17 protein-coding genes and 1 tRNA gene are annotated in these 17,086 nt (G+C 56.1%); 7 read left to right on the top strand and 11 right to left on the bottom strand.

Features of this window, described 5'->3' with window-relative positions; translation table 11 throughout:
- Positions 1-37: 37 nt before the first annotated feature.
- Positions 38-112: transfer RNA gene (locus ACILP3_RS06955), tRNA-Gly, on the bottom strand.
- 170 nt (positions 113-282) lie between these two features.
- Here ACILP3_RS06955 and ACILP3_RS06950 point away from each other — a divergent pair.
- Together ACILP3_RS06950 and ACILP3_RS06945 are read left to right on the top strand one after the other, a co-directional pair.
- Positions 283-1,206 carry a tetratricopeptide repeat protein gene (locus ACILP3_RS06950; protein WP_395615927.1) on the top strand — a complete coding sequence of 308 codons (924 nt, stop codon included), beginning with the start codon at positions 283-285 and terminating at the stop codon, positions 1,204-1,206.
- The gene (locus ACILP3_RS06945) at positions 1,203-1,820 is read left to right on the top strand and encodes an LON peptidase substrate-binding domain-containing protein (protein WP_395615929.1); all 618 of its coding nucleotides are present in this window, start codon (positions 1,203-1,205) and stop codon (positions 1,818-1,820) included. Before ACILP3_RS06950 ends, ACILP3_RS06945 begins: the two co-directional genes overlap by 4 nt.
- On the opposite strand, the gene ACILP3_RS06940 is transcribed toward ACILP3_RS06945, so the two are convergent.
- The 6 genes from ACILP3_RS06940 to ACILP3_RS06915 all read right to left on the bottom strand — a co-directional run bounded on the left by ACILP3_RS06940 (position 1,821) and on the right by ACILP3_RS06915 (position 5,973).
- On the bottom strand, positions 1,821-2,444 hold the full coding sequence (locus ACILP3_RS06940; protein ID WP_395615928.1) for a MarC family protein: 624 nt from the start codon (positions 2,442-2,444) through the stop codon (positions 1,821-1,823). It abuts the gene before it with no gap.
- Positions 2,444-3,127, bottom strand: a complete 684-nt coding sequence (locus ACILP3_RS06935) for a hypothetical protein (RefSeq protein WP_395615926.1) — start codon at positions 3,125-3,127, stop codon at positions 2,444-2,446. The genes ACILP3_RS06940 and ACILP3_RS06935 overlap by 1 nt, the downstream gene beginning before the upstream one ends.
- 4 nt (positions 3,128-3,131) lie before the next feature.
- Positions 3,132-4,028 (bottom strand): bifunctional methylenetetrahydrofolate dehydrogenase/methenyltetrahydrofolate cyclohydrolase FolD, encoded by an 897-nt coding sequence (gene folD / locus ACILP3_RS06930; protein ID WP_395615925.1) that lies wholly within the window; start codon positions 4,026-4,028, stop codon positions 3,132-3,134.
- A complete protein-coding gene (locus tag ACILP3_RS06925; RefSeq protein ID WP_395615924.1) occupies positions 4,025-4,327 on the bottom strand; it encodes a YggT family protein in 303 nt (100 codons plus the stop codon). The genes folD and ACILP3_RS06925 overlap by 4 nt, the downstream gene beginning before the upstream one ends.
- Before the next feature lie 82 nt (positions 4,328-4,409).
- Complete coding sequence (argB, locus tag ACILP3_RS06920; protein ID WP_395615923.1) at positions 4,410-5,330, bottom strand: acetylglutamate kinase; 921 nt, start codon at positions 5,328-5,330, stop codon at positions 4,410-4,412.
- Positions 5,290-5,973 carry a queuosine precursor transporter gene (locus ACILP3_RS06915; protein WP_395615922.1) on the bottom strand — a complete coding sequence of 228 codons (684 nt, stop codon included), beginning with the start codon at positions 5,971-5,973 and terminating at the stop codon, positions 5,290-5,292. Before ACILP3_RS06915 ends, argB begins: the two co-directional genes overlap by 41 nt.
- Positions 5,974-6,146: 173 nt before the next feature.
- On the opposite strand from ACILP3_RS06915, the gene ACILP3_RS06910 reads away from it, so the two are divergent.
- The gene (locus ACILP3_RS06910; RefSeq protein WP_395615921.1) at positions 6,147-7,412 is read left to right on the top strand and encodes a NupC/NupG family nucleoside CNT transporter; all 1,266 of its coding nucleotides are present in this window, start codon (positions 6,147-6,149) and stop codon (positions 7,410-7,412) included.
- A gap of 13 nt (positions 7,413-7,425) precedes the next feature.
- On the opposite strand, the gene mutS is transcribed toward ACILP3_RS06910, so the two are convergent.
- Entirely contained in the window at positions 7,426-10,026 is a 2,601-nt protein-coding gene (gene mutS, locus ACILP3_RS06905; RefSeq protein WP_395615920.1) for a DNA mismatch repair protein MutS, read from the bottom strand.
- Positions 10,027-10,127: 101 nt separating this feature from the next.
- Between mutS and ACILP3_RS06900 the strand changes: the two genes are divergently transcribed.
- The gene (locus tag ACILP3_RS06900) at positions 10,128-12,389 is read left to right on the top strand and encodes an NADP-dependent malic enzyme (protein ID WP_395615919.1); all 2,262 of its coding nucleotides are present in this window, start codon (positions 10,128-10,130) and stop codon (positions 12,387-12,389) included.
- A 310-nt stretch (positions 12,390-12,699) separates the two neighbouring features.
- Here the strand turns inward: ACILP3_RS06900 and ACILP3_RS06895 are convergent, their stop codons facing one another.
- Complete coding sequence (locus tag ACILP3_RS06895; RefSeq protein ID WP_295489247.1) at positions 12,700-13,173, bottom strand: outer membrane protein assembly factor BamE; 474 nt, start codon at positions 13,171-13,173, stop codon at positions 12,700-12,702.
- 88 nt (positions 13,174-13,261) lie between these two features.
- Between ACILP3_RS06895 and ACILP3_RS06890 the strand changes: the two genes are divergently transcribed.
- Genes ACILP3_RS06890 through ACILP3_RS06880 form a run of 3 tightly spaced genes read left to right on the top strand, consistent with a single transcriptional unit; the run spans position 13,262 to position 14,949 of the window.
- Positions 13,262-13,810, top strand: a complete 549-nt coding sequence (locus ACILP3_RS06890) for a ubiquinol-cytochrome C chaperone family protein (protein ID WP_395615918.1) — start codon at positions 13,262-13,264, stop codon at positions 13,808-13,810.
- A complete protein-coding gene (locus ACILP3_RS06885; protein ID WP_395615917.1) occupies positions 13,804-14,334 on the top strand; it encodes a YceD family protein in 531 nt (176 codons plus the stop codon). The genes ACILP3_RS06890 and ACILP3_RS06885 overlap by 7 nt, the downstream gene beginning before the upstream one ends.
- Before the next feature lie 12 nt (positions 14,335-14,346).
- Positions 14,347-14,949 carry a CDP-alcohol phosphatidyltransferase family protein gene (locus ACILP3_RS06880; RefSeq protein WP_395615916.1) on the top strand — a complete coding sequence of 201 codons (603 nt, stop codon included), beginning with the start codon at positions 14,347-14,349 and terminating at the stop codon, positions 14,947-14,949.
- Here ACILP3_RS06880 and ACILP3_RS06875 read toward each other — a convergent pair.
- Both ACILP3_RS06875 and ACILP3_RS06870 read right to left on the bottom strand, forming a co-directional pair.
- The gene (locus ACILP3_RS06875) at positions 14,946-16,406 is read right to left on the bottom strand and encodes a dihydrolipoyl dehydrogenase family protein (protein ID WP_395615915.1); all 1,461 of its coding nucleotides are present in this window, start codon (positions 16,404-16,406) and stop codon (positions 14,946-14,948) included. The genes ACILP3_RS06880 and ACILP3_RS06875 overlap by 4 nt on opposite strands.
- Complete coding sequence (locus tag ACILP3_RS06870) at positions 16,399-17,073, bottom strand: TVP38/TMEM64 family protein (protein ID WP_395615914.1); 675 nt, start codon at positions 17,071-17,073, stop codon at positions 16,399-16,401. Before ACILP3_RS06870 ends, ACILP3_RS06875 begins: the two co-directional genes overlap by 8 nt.
- Between the last annotated feature and the right edge of the window lie 13 nt (positions 17,074-17,086).

Here is a 17,086-nt window from a genome sequence, read left to right as displayed (position 1 = left end):
GCAGCAAAGCCGATATCACCTAAGTCATTGAAATCATTGGAGCGGGCGAAGGGATTCGAACCCTCGACCCCAACCTTGGCAAGGTTGTGCTCTACCCCTGAGCTACGCCCGCTCTGGCGGTCAGGCAACTAATTCCTGACGGGTGAGGCGCGCAGTTAGCATGGGGTATACCCCCCCGCAAGTCCCAATTACCGCCTTTTTACGAAAAAGAGGGTAAAGCCTGTCTTGTGAAAGCCATCTTTTTACCCACATAGGGGGTGAACGAATTCTGAAGATTGGAGAATGACCTTGGCGACGATGGGCCTGACCACCGACGAACAAAAAGTCGTTGAGCAATTCCGGACCGACGTTGTTGCGCCGTCGATGGAGCAGTTGGTGATTCTCGATTTCTGGGCCGAATGGTGCGGCCCGTGCAAACAACTGATGCCGGTACTGGAAAAGGTTGCGGCCGAATATGCCGATCGCGGGGTCGTGCTGGCCAAGGTCAATGTTGACGAGAACAAGTTTATCGCATCGCAATTTCAGGTGCGCTCCATTCCAACGGTTTACGCCATATTTCAGGGCCAGCCCGTTGCGGACCTGACGCCGGCACGCACAGAACCGCAATTGCGGCAAATGCTTGACCAATTGTTGGAGAAGCTGCCAATCACGGCTGGAGGCGCCGTTACCGACCCAGCCGTGCAACTCGCACCGCTGGTGGACGAGGCGGAAGCGCTTTTGGCGCAAGATGGCGCGGAGCAAGCATATGCTCTGTTTGCCGAAGTGCTTTCGACACTACCTGAACATCCCGCCGCTTTGTCGGGGCTGATCCGTGCCTTGACCGCATTGGGACGTCCGGAGGAGGCGCAGGCTATTTTTGACAGCCTCAGCGAGGAACTCCGCGCCGATCCAGCGCTGGAAAAGGCGGGGTCGGTATTGAGCATTGCGGCCGCGGCCGTTCCGCCGGAGGAATTGGCGCGGTTAAAGGCCGTCGTTGCAGCGTCGCCTGATGACCATGCTTTGCGCCTGGAACTGGCCAATGCCCTGATGGCAGCGGGCGACCGTGACGGGTCAGCCGAAGCGTTGTTACATAGCATCGCGGCGGACCGTGCATGGAATGGCGGTGCCGCCAAAGCACGACTCCTTGAGATATTTGCTTTAATTGGATTGGAAGACCCATGGGTAGCAGCGACACGCCGAAAATTGTCAGCGATCCTATTCGGATGAGCGCGCAGCGTATTTCAATTTTCCCGCTTACGGGCGCGATTATTTTCCCAAGCATGCAACTGCCGCTGCATATTTTTGAGCCGCGCTATCGCGATCTGGTGAGCGATTCGTTGGCCCGTGACCGCAAGATCGGCATGATCCAACCCATGGGGCAAGGCAATCAGCCCCCCTTGTTCAATGTTGGCTGTTTGGCACGGATCCACGATGTGGAGGCGCTGGACGATGGTAGGTACAATATCATCCTCGAAGGCGTGCAACGCTTTTCTGTGATTAGCGAACTGGATGTGACCACCAGCTTTCGTCAAGTTGAGGCTGAATTATGGGACGAGGATGAAATGGGCGAAGCCCTTTCGCTCGCCGAACGCGCGTCGATTGAAATCGAATCACGCCGCTTTGCCGAAGCGCAAGGCTATAGCGTCGATTGGGCAGCAGTGTCGCAACTGGACGATTATTCTCTGGTCAACGCCATTGCCCAAATTGCCCCGTTTGATTTTGCTGCCAAGCAAGCCTTGTTGGAAGCGCGCGGGCTATCCGACCGTGCCGACACTATCGTGCAATTGATGCAATTTTTCGGACGGCATGATGGTTCTGAAGACCGCGTGACGCTGCAATAATCAGGCTAGAAAGCTTGCCCGCAAACCGTCGATGACGAATTGCGCGGCCAATGCGGCGAGCAGCACACCCAAAAGCCGCGTGATTACGGCTTCGGCATTGGCACCCAGAACGCGCATGATCGGACCAGCCGCAAGAAGCGCCAGCAGCGTCAGGACAAGTACAGTTCCCAGTGCCGCCAAAATGACGCCGGCACGTTCAATGCCGCTATTTTGCGACATAAGCAGCATGACCGAGGCAATCGACCCTGGCCCAGCGATCATCGGCATGGCCATAGGGAAGACAGAAACGTCTTCAATCTCGGGCGTATCGATGATTTTCTGCGCGCGCTCCTCGCGGCGTGACGTGCGTTTTTCAAAAACCATGTCGATAGCGATTAAGAACAGCATGATGCCGCCTGCAATGCGAAAGCTGTTCAATTCAATATGCAGCGCGCCCAACAATTGTTCACCGAACAATGCAAAGACGAGCAATATCCCTGAAGCGACCATGACGGCACGGAGCGCCATATTGCGGCGCTGGGTTGCATTGGCGCCCTTGGTCAGGCTGGCGTAAATCGGCGCACAGCCTGGCGGATCAATTACGACGAAAAAGGTGATGAAGGCGGAAAGAAACAGTTCAATCATCATTGCGGCGCAACCTGATCACGAACGACAATTTCGTTTGCCGCGCCGTTCCAGAATCTAACCTCTAATGTCCGTGCGCCATTGGGTTGAACGACATAAGTATAGCGCAATGATTGATCACCTGCGTAGCTGGTCTTTTCGACCATGTCGTTCGATGGAGCCGCTGGCGTCGCGGGCGCTTGGCCTTTGCAACTGGCAACCTTGGTTTCGATCATCTCCTTTGGCGCACGCGGCACAGCCAAAGTGTCCGCATGGTGCAGCACCCATTTCCATTCCCCGTCACCACGGGCATTTTTCTCAACAAATTGCCAGACGGTGGTGAAATAGCCGACCGCGCCATCGGGCCTCTGCCACGCGCCAGTCGTTACGCCCGTTTTGCCATCGCAGGACATGACCGCCTTATGCGGTTGCCATTTTAGCGGCACGGCTGGGTCAGCCTTGCCCTTCAGCCATTCGAGCGCAAGCGTGGGTTGCGGCACGAACATTATCGCGTCTTTAGCAGCGGTTTCACGAAAGGCGGTCCATTGCCCCTTTTGTTGGGCAAGCTGATTAAAACCAATGTCAGCCGCAATAATCGCGCTTGGGTTCGCGATTTTGGGCTGAAATTCATAATATTCCCGGCTTGGCGACGCCGCACAAGCCGAAAGCGCTGCTGCGGCAAGAAGGACAGGAAATGCTTTCATCGCGTCAAATTCCTTCTGGTGCGGCCACTCCTGCACGGCGGTGCGCGGCAACCAATGTATTGCGCAACAGACACGCAATGGTCATCGGGCCGACCCCGCCCGGCACCGGGGTTATAGCGCCAGCATGGCGTAACGCATCGTCAAAGGCAACGTCGCCGACCAAACGGCCTTTGCTTTGGCCCGCCTCGGGTTCCAAGCGGTTAATGCCAACATCAATCACCACGGCGCCGGGTTTCAAATAATCGCCGGTCACCATCTCTGCGCGGCCCACCGCGGCAACGACAATGTCTGCGCGGCGCACAACGTCTGGCAAATCCTGCGTGCGGCTATGCGCGATGGTCACCGTACAATTTTCGGCCAATAGCAATTGCGCCATCGGCTTACCGACAATGTTCGACCGCCCGATAACCACGGCGTTTTTGCCGGAAAGATCGCCCATATGGTCCTTGAGCAGCATAAGGCAGCCAAGCGGCGTACATGGCACAAACGCCTCTTCACCTACCGCGAGACGCCCCGCATTGACGACATGAAAGCCATCAACATCCTTGCCCGGATCAATCGCGGCGATCACGGCTTTATCGTCCATATGCGGTGGCAAGGGCAATTGCACCAATATGCCATCGACCGCGGCATCCGCGTTCAGCGTTTGGACCAGCGCAATGAGTTCGTCTTGCGAAACCGACGCTGGCAAGCGATGTTCGAAGCTGTTCATGCCCGCCTCGACCGTCGCTTTTTTCTTGGACCCCACATATACTTGGCTGGCGGGATCTTCACCCACCAGGACAACGGCAAGGCCCGGCTTGCGCGCGGTTGACGCTATAAAGCTCTCAACGGCAGCGGCCACGCGCAGACGCAATTGGGCGGCAAATGCCTTGCCATCTATGATAACGGCGTTGCTCACATGCCCGCCGCAGAAATATCATTGGCCACACCCATCAACAGCATCTGCAATATGCGCAGACCGATCAATAACACCATCGGCGAAAAATCGATCATGCCCGTATCCGGCATGATCTTGCGAATCGGCTTTAGAAACGGATCCAAAATGACCGAAAGCGCCTGCCAGATGGAGGCGACGATGTTGTTCGACAGGCTGACAACGTTAAACGAAATCAACAAGCTCAGGATGAATTGAACGATGACGACGGTCGACAATATCGTCATCAAATATCCGATTATGGAAATAAGCGCGAGAAGCATGAAATTCTCCGAAAAAGTGTGTCGAGGCGATTAGCCGAGGCGGCGCGCTGTATCAACTGCCTATAACAGTGCAGGCCGCAGTTTACTTATGAATCAGGGTTCCTGCGCCCTTTACAGTGAACATTTCGATCAGCATGGCATGGCTGGTGCGGCCGTCCAATATGACAGCCGCATCCACGCCCGATTCCACAGCATCGACACATGTCTGGATTTTGGGGATCATACCGCCGCTGATCGTGCCGTCCTTTTGCAGCTCGGCAATGGCGGCAGGATCGAGATCCGTCAGCAATTCACCCGACTTGCTTAAGACGCCGGCAACATCCGTCAACAGGAACAGGCGCGAGGCCCCCAAGGCACTTGCGACCGCGCCTGCCATGGTATCAGCATTGATGTTATAGGTATGGCCATCTGCGCCAACGCCAATCGGCGCGATCACAGGAATCATGCCTGCCGCGCTAATCGTGTCAATGATGCTGCAGTCAACATTGGTTGGTTCACCGACAAAGCCAAGGTCGATATTGCGTTCAATATGGCTGTCGGGGTCTTTTTGCGTGCGCTGAACCTTGGTGGCGGTAACGAACCCGCCATCCTTGCCCGATATGCCAAGCGCCTTACCACCAGCGGCATTGATCCAGCCGACCAGTTCCTTGTTAATCGAACCCGATAACACCATTTCCGCAATCTTCGCGGTTTCAGCATCGGTGACGCGTAGGCCGTCGACAAATTCGCTCTCGACGCCCAATTTCTTGAGCATTGCGCCAATCTGGGGGCCGCCGCCATGCACGACAACAGGGTTGATACCGACCGCCTTTAGCAACACCACATCGTCTGCAAAGTCGCGCGCTAGGCTAGCATCGCCCATTGCATGCCCGCCATATTTGACGACAAAGGTTTTGCCCGCATAACGCTGCAGATAAGGCAGCGCTTCGGTTAGCGTTTCGGCCTTCGCCAGATTGGCCGGATCAATCATCATGTGCACCCACTGCCTTGGGGTCTGTGCCATCCAACTTATGGCCGTAGCGCACAAAGAAAGTGATGAGTAACGGCACCATGATCATGCTCAACACCACCTTGGCTAGCATTTGGCCGAACAGCAATTCGGTGATCGGAAACACGCCGTAAAAGGCAATGCTGACGAACAATAAAGTGTCAATAATCTGTGACAGCACCGCAGCGATGGCACCCCGCAATGCGAGATATTTACCCACTGTTTTTTTCAGGCGATCAAACAAATAGACGTTCAGCATTTGGGACACGCCATAAGCGATGATGCCTGCAAGCCATATGCGCGGCGTCTGGCCCATCATGGTGTTGAACGCATCCAGATATTTTTCGTCCATTTTCGGGGACGGGGGCAATGAAAGCACCAGCAACGCGAGCAATATCGAGGCAATAAGCGGAATGAAGCCATATTTAACCAATCGATCCGCAATAACCTTACCATGCAAGGCTGCTACCGCGCTGGAAAGGATGACCAGCAAAAGAAACGGAAAAATGCCCGCCTCCACAGCCAGCGGTCCTAAAGAAACCTGTTTATTTCCAAGCACACCGGCAATGCACACCATGCCGCCATAAATGATTGAAAACATGAAAAGCGATTTCGGGATGCCTCCGCCGGTCGCGCGCAATGTGGTCTGATCAGTCATTCAAAACTGACTAGCGTCTAATTTTATTGGCGCAAGACTAACGATGGCGCTAGGTCACATGGGGAAACGTAAAATGCCGTTGCGCGGGTCTTTTTCAGCGCCTTAATTCTTACAGTTGTCGGAATAAGGCTGAGAAATGAAATCGAGGGTGACGGTTTTCGGGGAAGCTATACATGCAGATTTTATTGAGCATCGCGGGCATGATCGTCATTTTGGCGGTTGCGGTTTTATTGTCGTCCAACCGTCGCGCGATCAAATTCCGTGTCGTCGGTGCGGCTTTTGCCCTGCAGGCAAGTCTTGCAGCTTTGGTGTTATATACCTCATGGGGCAAGGTTGCGTTGAATGCAGCCTCGACCGGCGTTTCCAATTTGCTTGGCTATTCGGCCCAAGGGACGCAGTTCATCTTTGGTCCGCTAGCCTCTCCGGAAATCGGCGGTAACAGCTTTGCGATTGCAGCCTTACCCGTCATCATCTTTTTCGCGTCGTTAATCTCCATCCTCTATTATTTGGGCATCATGCAATATGTAATCCGCTGGATTGGTGGTGGGTTACAAAAGATTACCGGCATCTCCAAAGTCGAGAGCCTGTGCGCCGCAGCCAATATTTTCGTTGGCCAGTCGGAATCGCCATTGGTCATTCGACCTTATCTCGCAGGGTTAAGGCCTGAACAATTATTCTGCGTCATGACCGTTGGCATGGCGGGCGTTGCTGGCACCATTCTTGCCGCTTATGCATCAATGGGTATTCGCATTGATTATCTGCTCGCCGCGGCTTTCATGTCCGCGCCCGGCGGCATATTGATGGCGAAAATCATGATGCCCGACGTCCCGCCCGCATTGGTGACAGAAGGCGACCCTGCATTGGCGAACCCGCATCCTGATAATGAACCAGAAATGGCGCATGAAGATGAAGAAGAGAAACCAGCCAACATCATCATGGCCGCAGCGCAAGGTGCGCAAACTGGCGTAAAGCTTGCCGTTGCCGTCGGTGCAATGGTGCTGGCATTTGTTGCCTTGGTTGCCTTGGCAAATGGTATTTTGGGCGGCATTGGCGGTTGGTTCGGTCTGCCCGGTTTGAGTTTTCAGCAGATTGTCGGCTATGTTTTTGCGCCCATCATGTTCCTGCTCGGCGTGCCTTGGCATGAAGCTATTCAGGCGGGCGGACTTTTCGGGACAAAGGTCGTTTTGAACGAATTTGTGGCGTTCATCGACTTGGGCGCGCTGAAAGATTTGTCCGCACCAACCGTCGGTATCGTGACGTTCGCTTTGTGCGGCTTTGCCAATTTCAGCTCGATCGCCATCCAGATGGCGGTCACCGGCAGCCTTGCCCCCAATCAACGCCCAATGATTGCAAAGCTGGGTATCAAAGCGCTTGCCGCGGGTTCGCTGTCGAACCTGATGAGTGCGGCGCTGGCGGGACTGTTTCTGTCGCTAACCTAGGATGGGGACCTAATCAGTTTTCGCCCGCCGCGCGCTTGAGTTCATATAATAAATCAAGCGCGGCGCGTGGGCTGAGTGCGTCAATGTCGAGATCCGTAAGTTTCTCACGCAAGGCGTCAACCTTCGCCTCGGCGGCATCGATAGCGGCGCTGAACAATGGCAAGTCGCCAAGGCCCGCTGCAAGTCCGCCCGTTTCTGCGCGGCCTTTTTCGAGCTTGGCAAGCACGGAACTTGCGCGCGCCACAACCTGCGGCGGCAGACCGGCAAGCTTTGCCACCGCAATGCCATAGCTTCTGTCGGCAGGACCATCTGCAAGCTCATGCAACAGGACCAGATCGCCCTTATATTCTTTCGCACGCACATGGTGCAGCGACAGCGCGTCAAGGCTGTCCACCAACCGCGTCAGTTCGTGATAATGCGTTGCGAACAGGCAGCGGCAACGGTTGGTTTCATGAATGCCCTCCACCACGGCCCAGGCAATGGCAAGGCCGTCATAGGTCGAGGTGCCGCGCCCAACCTCATCCAATATCACAAAGCTGCGCTCGGTCGCTTGGGCAAGAATCGCGGCGGTTTCGACCATTTCGACCATGAAGGTTGACCGCCCACGCGCCAAATTGTCCGACGCGCCAACGCGGCTGAACAATCGGTCGACAAGGCCAAGCCGCGCCGAGGTTGCAGGCACATAGCTGCCTGCTTGCGCCAGCAAAACGATCAACGCATTCTGCCGCAAAAAGGTGGATTTTCCGCCCATGTTCGGACCGCTGACGAGCCATAACCGCTTTTTGGGCGACAGCTTGCAGTCATTGGCGATGAAACGGTCGCCCGACTTTGCCAGCGCACTTTCGACAACGGGGTGACGCCCACCTTCGATCTCAAGGCACGGATGCGCCACAAAAGTTGGGCGGCACCAATTGCTCTGTGCAGCGCGCTCGGCGAGTGCGGCTGACACGTCAATGCGCGCCAAGGCATCGGCGCTTATAGCAATGGCATCGCGGCGGGACAGTATGAGCGCAATCAACTCTTCCAGATGCGCGGCTTCGGCGGCCAAAGCATGGCCGCCGGCTTGCGTGATGCGGACTGCTTCTTCATGCAATTCCGGCGAATTGAATCGTACCGCCCCTGCCATCGTTTGCCGATGGGTGAAGCCTGTTCCAGGAGCCATCAGCGCATCGCCATGCTTGGCAGGCACCTCAACAAAATAGCCCAGAACGGCATTGTGCCGGATTTTGAGCGCGGATATGCCCGTGGCATCACGATAACGCGCTTCCAACTGCGCAATCGCTTGTCGTCCATCGCGCCCCGCCACCCGCAGATTATCCAAAGCGGGATCATAGCCTTCGGCGATATAGCCGCCTTGCGTCGCGTCGGTGGGCGGCGAAGCCACCAAAGCGCGCGCCAGCAGATCCACCATATGGCCATGGCCATCCAATGCGGGCAGAAGGTGATCCAGCAGCTCCGGCCGACCTGCCATCACGCCCAGACGTTCACGCAAAGCCCGCGCCGCATCCAAGCCGTCCCGAATCTGGCCCAAGTCCCTTGGGCTGCCCCGTCCCGCTACAACACGGCCAAGCGCGCGCGCAATATCGGGTAGCTGCCGCAAAGCCGCGCGCACGGCATCGCGGGTTAACGGCGCGTCATGGAACCATTGCACCAATGACAGACGCGCATCGATTTTCGCTTGGTCCATCAGGGGCGCAGCCAGATCAGCGGCCAGTTGCCGCGCACCTGCGCCCGTGATTGTGCGGTCAACCTCGGCCAGCAACGAGCCTGTGCGCCCGCCTTTGCTTGCGCTGTTAATCTCCAGACTATCGCGCGTGGCCTGATCAATCAAAAGATGTTCATGCACCTCGCGGCGAACGGGCAGTTTTAGGAAGGGCATTTTGCCCTGCCCGGCATGGGCGAGATAAGAAATCAGGCCGCCAGCCGCCGCCTGCTCTGCACGCGTAACAGGGCCAATGCTATCCAGCGTGTTCAGCGCAAAATGCTGCCGCAACACATCGCTGCCAACGATGCTGTCAAAATCTGCCCGTGGCCGCATGCTGGCGCCCGACAGTTCTGCAAAACCGTCGGGCACAACCAACTCGCTGGCGGAAAGCCGCGCCAACTCGGCCTCAAGCGCGCCAGCTGTCACCGTGACCAGTTCAAAATAGCCCGTCGAAATGTCGGCGGCGGCGATGCCAAAAAGCTCTCCGACCGGCGCAACTGCCACGAGCATATTGGACGCCCAGCTGTCCAGCAGACTATCCTCAGTCAGCGTCCCTGCGGTCACAAAGCGCACAATATCGCGCGTGACCAAGGTCTTTCCACCACGCGCCTTGGCTTGATCAGGGCTTTCCGTCTGCTCGGCAATCGCAACGCGATGCCCCGCCTTAATCAACCGCGCCAAATAACCTTCGGCTGCATGGACAGGCACGCCGCACATGGGGATGGGCTTGCCATCATGTTCGCCGCGCGAGGTCAGGGCAATATCCAGCGTCGCTGCCGCCGCGCGGGCGTCATCAAAGAATAATTCGAAAAAATCACCCATGCGGTAAAACAGCAAGCAATCGCCTGCCTTGGCCTTCAAACCAAGATATTGCACCATCATGGGTGTCGGTGTGTTGTCCCCCGCCATGAACAAAGCGTTAGCGAAGCCTGTCGAGCAGGGCAATGCTTGCCCTTGCGTCAGCAGCGCGTTAGGGCTGATTAATTGATGATAAATAGTCAGGGCCAAGAATGAACGACAGCGACGTCCAAATCACCCCGCAGGAAGCACTTGATTTCCATGCGCAAGGACGCCCCGGCAAAATCGAAATCGTGGCGACTAAGCCAATGGCGACTCAGCGTGACCTGAGCCTTGCATATTCGCCCGGCGTCGCTGTGCCGGTGCAGGCCATTTATGATAATCCGGCCACAGCTTATGATTACACCGCCAAAGGCAATCTTGTCGCGGTCATCTCCAACGGCACCGCGATTCTCGGCATGGGCAATTTAGGGGCCTTGGCATCAAAGCCAGTGATGGAAGGCAAGGCCGTCTTGTTCAAACGCTTCGCCGATGTCGACTCCATCGACATCGAAGTGAACACCGAAGATGCGCAGCGCTTCATTGACGCGGTTGAATTGTTGGAACCAACCTTTGGCGGCATCAATTTGGAAGATATTGCCGCACCCGATTGCTTCATCATTGAACAAACATTGAAAGAACGGATGAACATCCCCGTATTTCATGATGATCAACATGGTACGGCGATCATAGCAGCCGCCGGGTTGATCAACGCGTGCGAGCTCACCGGAAAGTCGTTTCAAGACATTAAGATCGTTTGCAACGGCGCTGGCGCTGCGGCGATTGCCTGCACGGAGCTGATCAAGGGCATGGGTGTGCCGCACAATAATGTCATAATGTGCGACCGGAAGGGTGTCATCTATCAGGGCCGGACCGAAGGCATGGATCAATGGAAATCCGCGCATGCCGCAAAGACCAGCGCACGCACCCTTGCAGAAGCGATTGTTGGCGCGGATGTGTTTCTGGGGCTGTCGGCGGCCAATGCCTTGAGCGTCGATATGGTGAAATCCATGGCGGATCAGCCAATCATTTTTGCCATGGCAAACCCCGATCCCGAAATTTCTCCGCCGGTGGCGCGCGCGGCGCGGCCGGATGCGATTATCGCGACGGGCCGGTCAGATTTCCCCAATCAGGTCAACAATGTCCTGTGCTTCCCGTTTCTGTTCCGCGGTGCGTTGGATGTGCGCGCGACGACCATCAACGAGCCAATGAAGATTGCCGCGTCACACGCGCTGGCGCAACTGGCCCGCGAAACCGTGCCCGAAGAAGTAGCCGCGGCTTATGGCGGCCTCATGCACAAATTCGGGCGGGATTACATCATCCCGTCGCCATTCGACCCGCGTCTAATAGAAATCGTGGCCTCCGCCGTTGCGAAGGCCGCGATGGATTCGGGCGTGGCGCAAAAACCGATTGCCGATATGAACGCCTATCGCGCCAGCCTGCGCGCTCGGCAGAACCCGACGACATCGGCGCTCACCCAAGTGTATGAGGCGGCACGCGCGAAACCCAAGCGCGTGATTTTTGCCGAGGCAGAAGAAGATGTCGTCCTGCGCGCTGCCGTCCAGTTTAAACAGGATGGCTATGGCATTCCGGTTCTGATTGGCCGTGATGCCCGCGTGACGGAGAAGCTGGTGGAGCTCGGGGCTAACCCCGATGACTATGAAATCCACAATAGCGCCACAAGCCCACTTGTCGATAAAATGGTCGACCGGCTCTATAACCGCTTGCAACGCCGCGGCTATCTGCGCCGCGATATTCAGCGGATGGTCAACCGTGACCGCAATATCTTTGGCGCGTTACTGCTGCAAATGGATCAGGCCGATGCCCTGATCACGGGTGTCACCCGCACCTTTGGTCAGACGCTACGCGAACTGCGCCGCGTACTTGACGCGAAAAAGGATGCTGTCCCCTTTGGTATTCACGTCATGGTCGGCAAAACGCACACGGTGTTTATTGCCGATACCACCGTGAACGAGCGGCCAAGCGCCGAGGAACTCGCGCACATCGCCGAGAAGACCGCCGCTGTTGCCCGCCGCATGGGGCATGTGCCGCGCGTTGCGTTTTTGTCCTTTTCAACATTTGGCAATCCCGCGGGAACATGGCTTAACAATATCCGCGATGCGGTTGCGATGTTGGACGCACGTCGGCCCGATTTCGAATATGAAGGCGACATGCCACCCGATGTTGCGTTGAACCCAGCGCTCATGAAAAACTACCCATTCTGTCGCCTATCTGGCCCTGCCAATATCCTGATCATGCCCGGGCTTCAGTCCGCGAACCTTTCGGCCAAATTGTTGCGCGAATTGGGTGGGGATCAGGTCATTGGCCCGATGTTGCTGGGCATGGAACGCCAAGTGCAGGTCGCAACAATGGCATCAAGCACCAGCGACCTTGTGACGCTTGCTGTGTTGGCTGCTGCGGGGATTGCGGAATAGCCTAAATGTCGGACCAGTTGGCATAGGGCGCTCGCCACCACTAATAGGCCAAACAATCGTCTTTGTGTCTTCGTGCGAACCAAAAAGCTGTGCAAGTTCGCACAAAGAAACAAAGACCGATCCAACACCGTCATGCTGGGGCCGAAGGCGTGCAGAGCACAATTTTGTGCAGCATCCATCTCGCCGAATAAACCGAAAATGCCGGCTGATAGATGGACCCTGAAACAAGTTCAGGGTGACGAAGCTTTTATAAAGCGGCATCATTCAGGGGCATCAACCGGATGGTGATGCCCCCGTTATGGCATTATTTTCAATTCGGGCTATTCGGCGTCGCGCCTTGACCGCCACCGGCACCGACCGCACCGATATTGCCGAATATTTCTTCAAAGAAGCTTGTGTCGCGACCCAATGTCGGCGTTTTATCGCCTATCGGGCTGATCTTCGAAATCAATTCCGTGCCCGTTTGGGAAATCGACGCGACATTGCCTGCGGGGTCAAAACGGACCTTTAACACATATTGCTTGTCAGCCTTTGGCTGCGAAAACGCCAGTTGCTTTGCGTCACGCGAATAATAATACCAGTCATTCTGGTCAAACTGGCCAACAAAGGTTGGGCGACCCAGCGATGCCTGAACCGATTCCTTATTGTCGACGCCCGGCTGAACCGAATTCAGCAAAGTCTGATCACCAATATAACCCTGGTGTGAACGCAGGCGGGTGCATCCCGTCGACAAAGTCAAAGCGGCAATCAATGTTGCAAGACCGGCAATTTGCGACGCACGCATAGACTTCTCCGCTAATCCACTAAACTTGGGCCTTTGCCATTGCATCCTTAAGGCGCAATATCAATATGCAATCCCAGATGAATGCTGCATGAGTAAGGATGAGTTCGCCGTGATGACATTATTAAAACGACTGTTCGGCAACGGGCAACCTGACCCTAAAATAAAGCTTGTCCCTTTATATAACCAAATTGTGGCCAAGGCACGTGATCCGCATTGGTATGTCGAAGGCGCGGTCCCCGATAGCCTTGACGGCAGGTTCGACATGGTGGCGACAATACTATCTCTCGTGCTTTTGCGGCTGGAAGAAAGCAAGGACCACGCCCTTGATATGGCGCGGCTGACGGAGGTTTTTGTCGATGACATGGACGGTCAACTCCGCGAAGTCGGCATTGGCGACATGATTGTGGGAAAGCATATCGGTCAGATCATGAGCGCCGTTGGCGGCAGGTTAGGCGCGTTGCGCAATGCGATGGCCGATCACAGCGCCCTTGACGATGCCTTGGTCCGCAACCTGTATCGCAGTGCTGCGCCATCGCCAGACGCGCTTGCGCATACACGTCAGGGCTTGCTCGATGTCGAACGTGCACTTGGCGCGCAATTGCCAGATATGTTGATAGAGGGCGACGCCAAATGGTGACGGCCAATGAGTTCAGCCATGTGGTCAAGCTTTCCGAAGTGGGAAGCCATAGCCGCAATCTGCAACTGTCCGCAGACGCGGCGGCGCGTGCTGGCCTGATGGCGCGTTTTGATCTGGCTGCATTGGATTCGCTAAAGGCGGAGATTTCGCTGGCACATGATGCCGAAGGCGTGGTGGCAACTGGCCGTTTCTCCGCTGACCTTGCGCAATATTGCATTGCCTCGCACAACCCTGTTCCTGCCAAAATGGACGAAGTGGTGCATATCCGTTTCATCCCCGAACCCGTTATGAGCGGCGAAGTTGAACTTGAATTAGAAGCCGACGATTGCGACACAATGTTCCACGATGGTCAGACTATTGATTTGGGTGAGGCCGTGGCCCAATCGCTTGGCCTTGCGCTTAACCCTTATCCACGCAGTCCGGAGGCGGAGAAAATGCTCAAGGCCGCTGGCGTAAAGAGCGAGGAAGATGTGGCCCCGACGGGTGCGTTGGCTGGCCTCAAGGACTTGTTGGCGAAAAAATGATTGCCGCCCGCCATGTTTGACGTGGCGCTTCGCCGGTTCGTCGACCCTGCACTTAACCGCATAGCGGTTGGGATCGTGGACGCCCGCATTTCGGCAAATATGTTGACGATCAGCGGCGCAGGGCTTGCGCTGGCTGCTGCGTTTTTCGTCAGCCAGTCAAATTTTGCAGCAGCCTTAGGCTTTATCCTGCTGAACCGGATCGTTGATGGGTTAGATGGGGCGGTGGCCCGTATCAAAGGGCCGACAGAGTTTGGAGGCTATCTCGACACCATCTGCGATTATATTTTCTATCTCTCCATTCCGGTGACGTTCGGGTTGATGGACCCGGTTAACCAAATACCCGCTTTGCTGCTGGTCGCCAGCTTCACGCTGACCGCTGTCAGCTTTCTGGCCTTTGCCGCCATTGCCGCGCGGCAGGCGTCCGACGACGGCGCGCATGGGCCAAAGGCATTTATATATTCAACAGGGTTGATGGAGGGCGCAGAGACCATCGCATTTTTCGCGCTATTTTGCCTGTTTCCGGGCTTTTTCCCGACGCTGGCGATTGTCTTTGCTGCATTGTGCCTACTGACGGTCGTGCAACGCTTCATCCTCGCAGCGAAAAGTTTCAGCTAACCCCGCTGCCAGCGGAACCAGCGTTCAGCCCATTTCAACAAGCCCTCTGGCTTGCGTGCAAGGCCAAATTGCCCCGCAGCATATTTGTTCGCTTCGGCCCATGTGGGATAAGGATGAATGGTCTGGAGGATACTGCGCAAGCCCATATTATGCTTCATGGCAAAGGTGACCTCAGCGAGAATTTCGCCTGCATTCTGACCAATGATCGTCGCGCCCAATATCCGGTCGCTGCCCTTTGCGGTCAGGATTTTCACAAAACCATGCGCCTCGCTTTCGGCAATGGCGCGGTCAAGGTCATCCAAATCATAACGCGTGATATCAAAGGAAAGGCCCTGCGCTTCGGCTTCGGCTTGGGTCAGGCCAACCGTCGCCAACTCCGGTTCGGTATAGGTCACGCGCGGCAGGACGCGATAATCGGTGCGGTATTTTTTGAAAGGACGCGCCAGCGCGTTCACGCTGGCATACCAGGCCTCATGACTGCCGCCATGGGTGAGCTGCTGACGTCCCGCCACATCGCCGGCGCATAAAATATGTGGCAGGTTGGTGCGCAAATATACGTCGTTTTCCAACCGTCCATCGACGATCAGCCCAAGCTCTTCCAAACCAAAGCCAGCGACGCGGGGCGTGCGCCCGACGGCAATGATGGTGTCATCATATGCAATTTCTGCCGCGCCGTCTGGTCCGGCCGCAATGAGCGTCTTATTTGCCTCAAACCGCAATGCGCGATGGTTGGTTAGGACCGATACGCCCTCGGCCTCAAGACGCGCCGTTACATATGCAGCGGCGTCTGCATCTTCCTTCAACAGCAAACGGTCCGCCATCTCGATTATGGTGACGTTTGAGCCGAGCCGCTGAAATGCCTGTGCCAGTTCACAGCCGATCGGCCCGCCACCCAAGATGACGAGCCTGTCTGGCGCGGCAGACCGCATGGACATGGCGTCCCACAAAGTTTCGCTGGTTAGATATCCGCTATTCTCCACACCGGGTAGCGGCGGAATAAGCGGCGCTGCGCCTGTGGCGATGATAAAGGATTTGGCCGTCAATCGCCGTGCGCCGTCAATCTCGACGGTCCATGGGTCGACGAAACGCGCATAGCCCTGCACGCAGTCGACCCCAAGGCCGGTAAAGCGTTCAACGCTATCATGTGGTTCAATAGCCGTGATGACATCCCGCACGCGGCGCATGACGGCGGGGAAGTCAATGATAGGCGCACCAACGTCAATACCAAAGCGCGCGGCATCGGCAATCTGGTGTGCGACCTTGGCGCTTTTGATGAGCGCCTTGGACGGCACGCATCCGGTGTTCAGGCAGTCCCCGCCCATCTCATGCGCTTCAATCAACGTCACCTTGGCCTGCACCATTGCTGCGATATAGGCCGAGACCAATCCCGCAGACCCTGCGCCAATGACGATAAGATTACGGTCAAACCGTTTGGGTTTTTTCCAGCGTTCAGCCACGGCTGCGTTGCACCAAAGCGACAAGGCCCTTTGCCACCCAAGGGAAAAGTGCGAGCGCGACAAAAGAGGCAATCAGCATTGGTGACAATAAACCAGCGGTGCTTTCGATACGGCTGATCTGCGTGCCCGCATTCACGAACACGATGGTCGCAGGCAGCATGCCCAATTGGCTGACCCAGAAAAATGTCCCCGTTTTGATGCGCGTAAGACCCATTAAAAGGTTGATGACGAAAAACGGGAATACAGGGATCAGGCGCAGCGTGAAAAGATAGAAAGCACCATCCTTTTCTAGGCCTTCGTCAATCGCGCGCAGACGTTCCCCAAATTTGCCTTGCACCCATTCGCGCAACACGAAACGGGCGCTTAAAAACGCCAAAGTCGCCCCCAAGGTGGAAGCAAAGGAAACGATGATTGTGCCAACCACCACACCGAACAACGCGCCCGCAATCAATGTCATGATCGCGGCACCGGGAATCGAAAGCCCCGTCACGGCGACATATAGGATGAAGAACCCGGCGATATAGAGGACAGGATTAGCGTCCTTCGCCGCGACGATATCTGCTTGGCTGGCCTTAAAGTTTTCAAGGCTCAGAATCTGGCCAAGATCGAAAAGGAAATAGGCGACAATTGCGCCAAGCAGAACAAGGACCAAGATTGCTTTTTTCATCACGGCCCCGGCT

The organism is Sphingorhabdus sp., assembly GCF_044239665.1.
Classification (GTDB): domain Bacteria; phylum Pseudomonadota; class Alphaproteobacteria; order Sphingomonadales; family Sphingomonadaceae; genus Sphingorhabdus_B.
The sequence above is the reverse complement of the archived record's forward strand: the minus strand, read 5'-3'. Positions and strand labels throughout refer to the sequence as shown.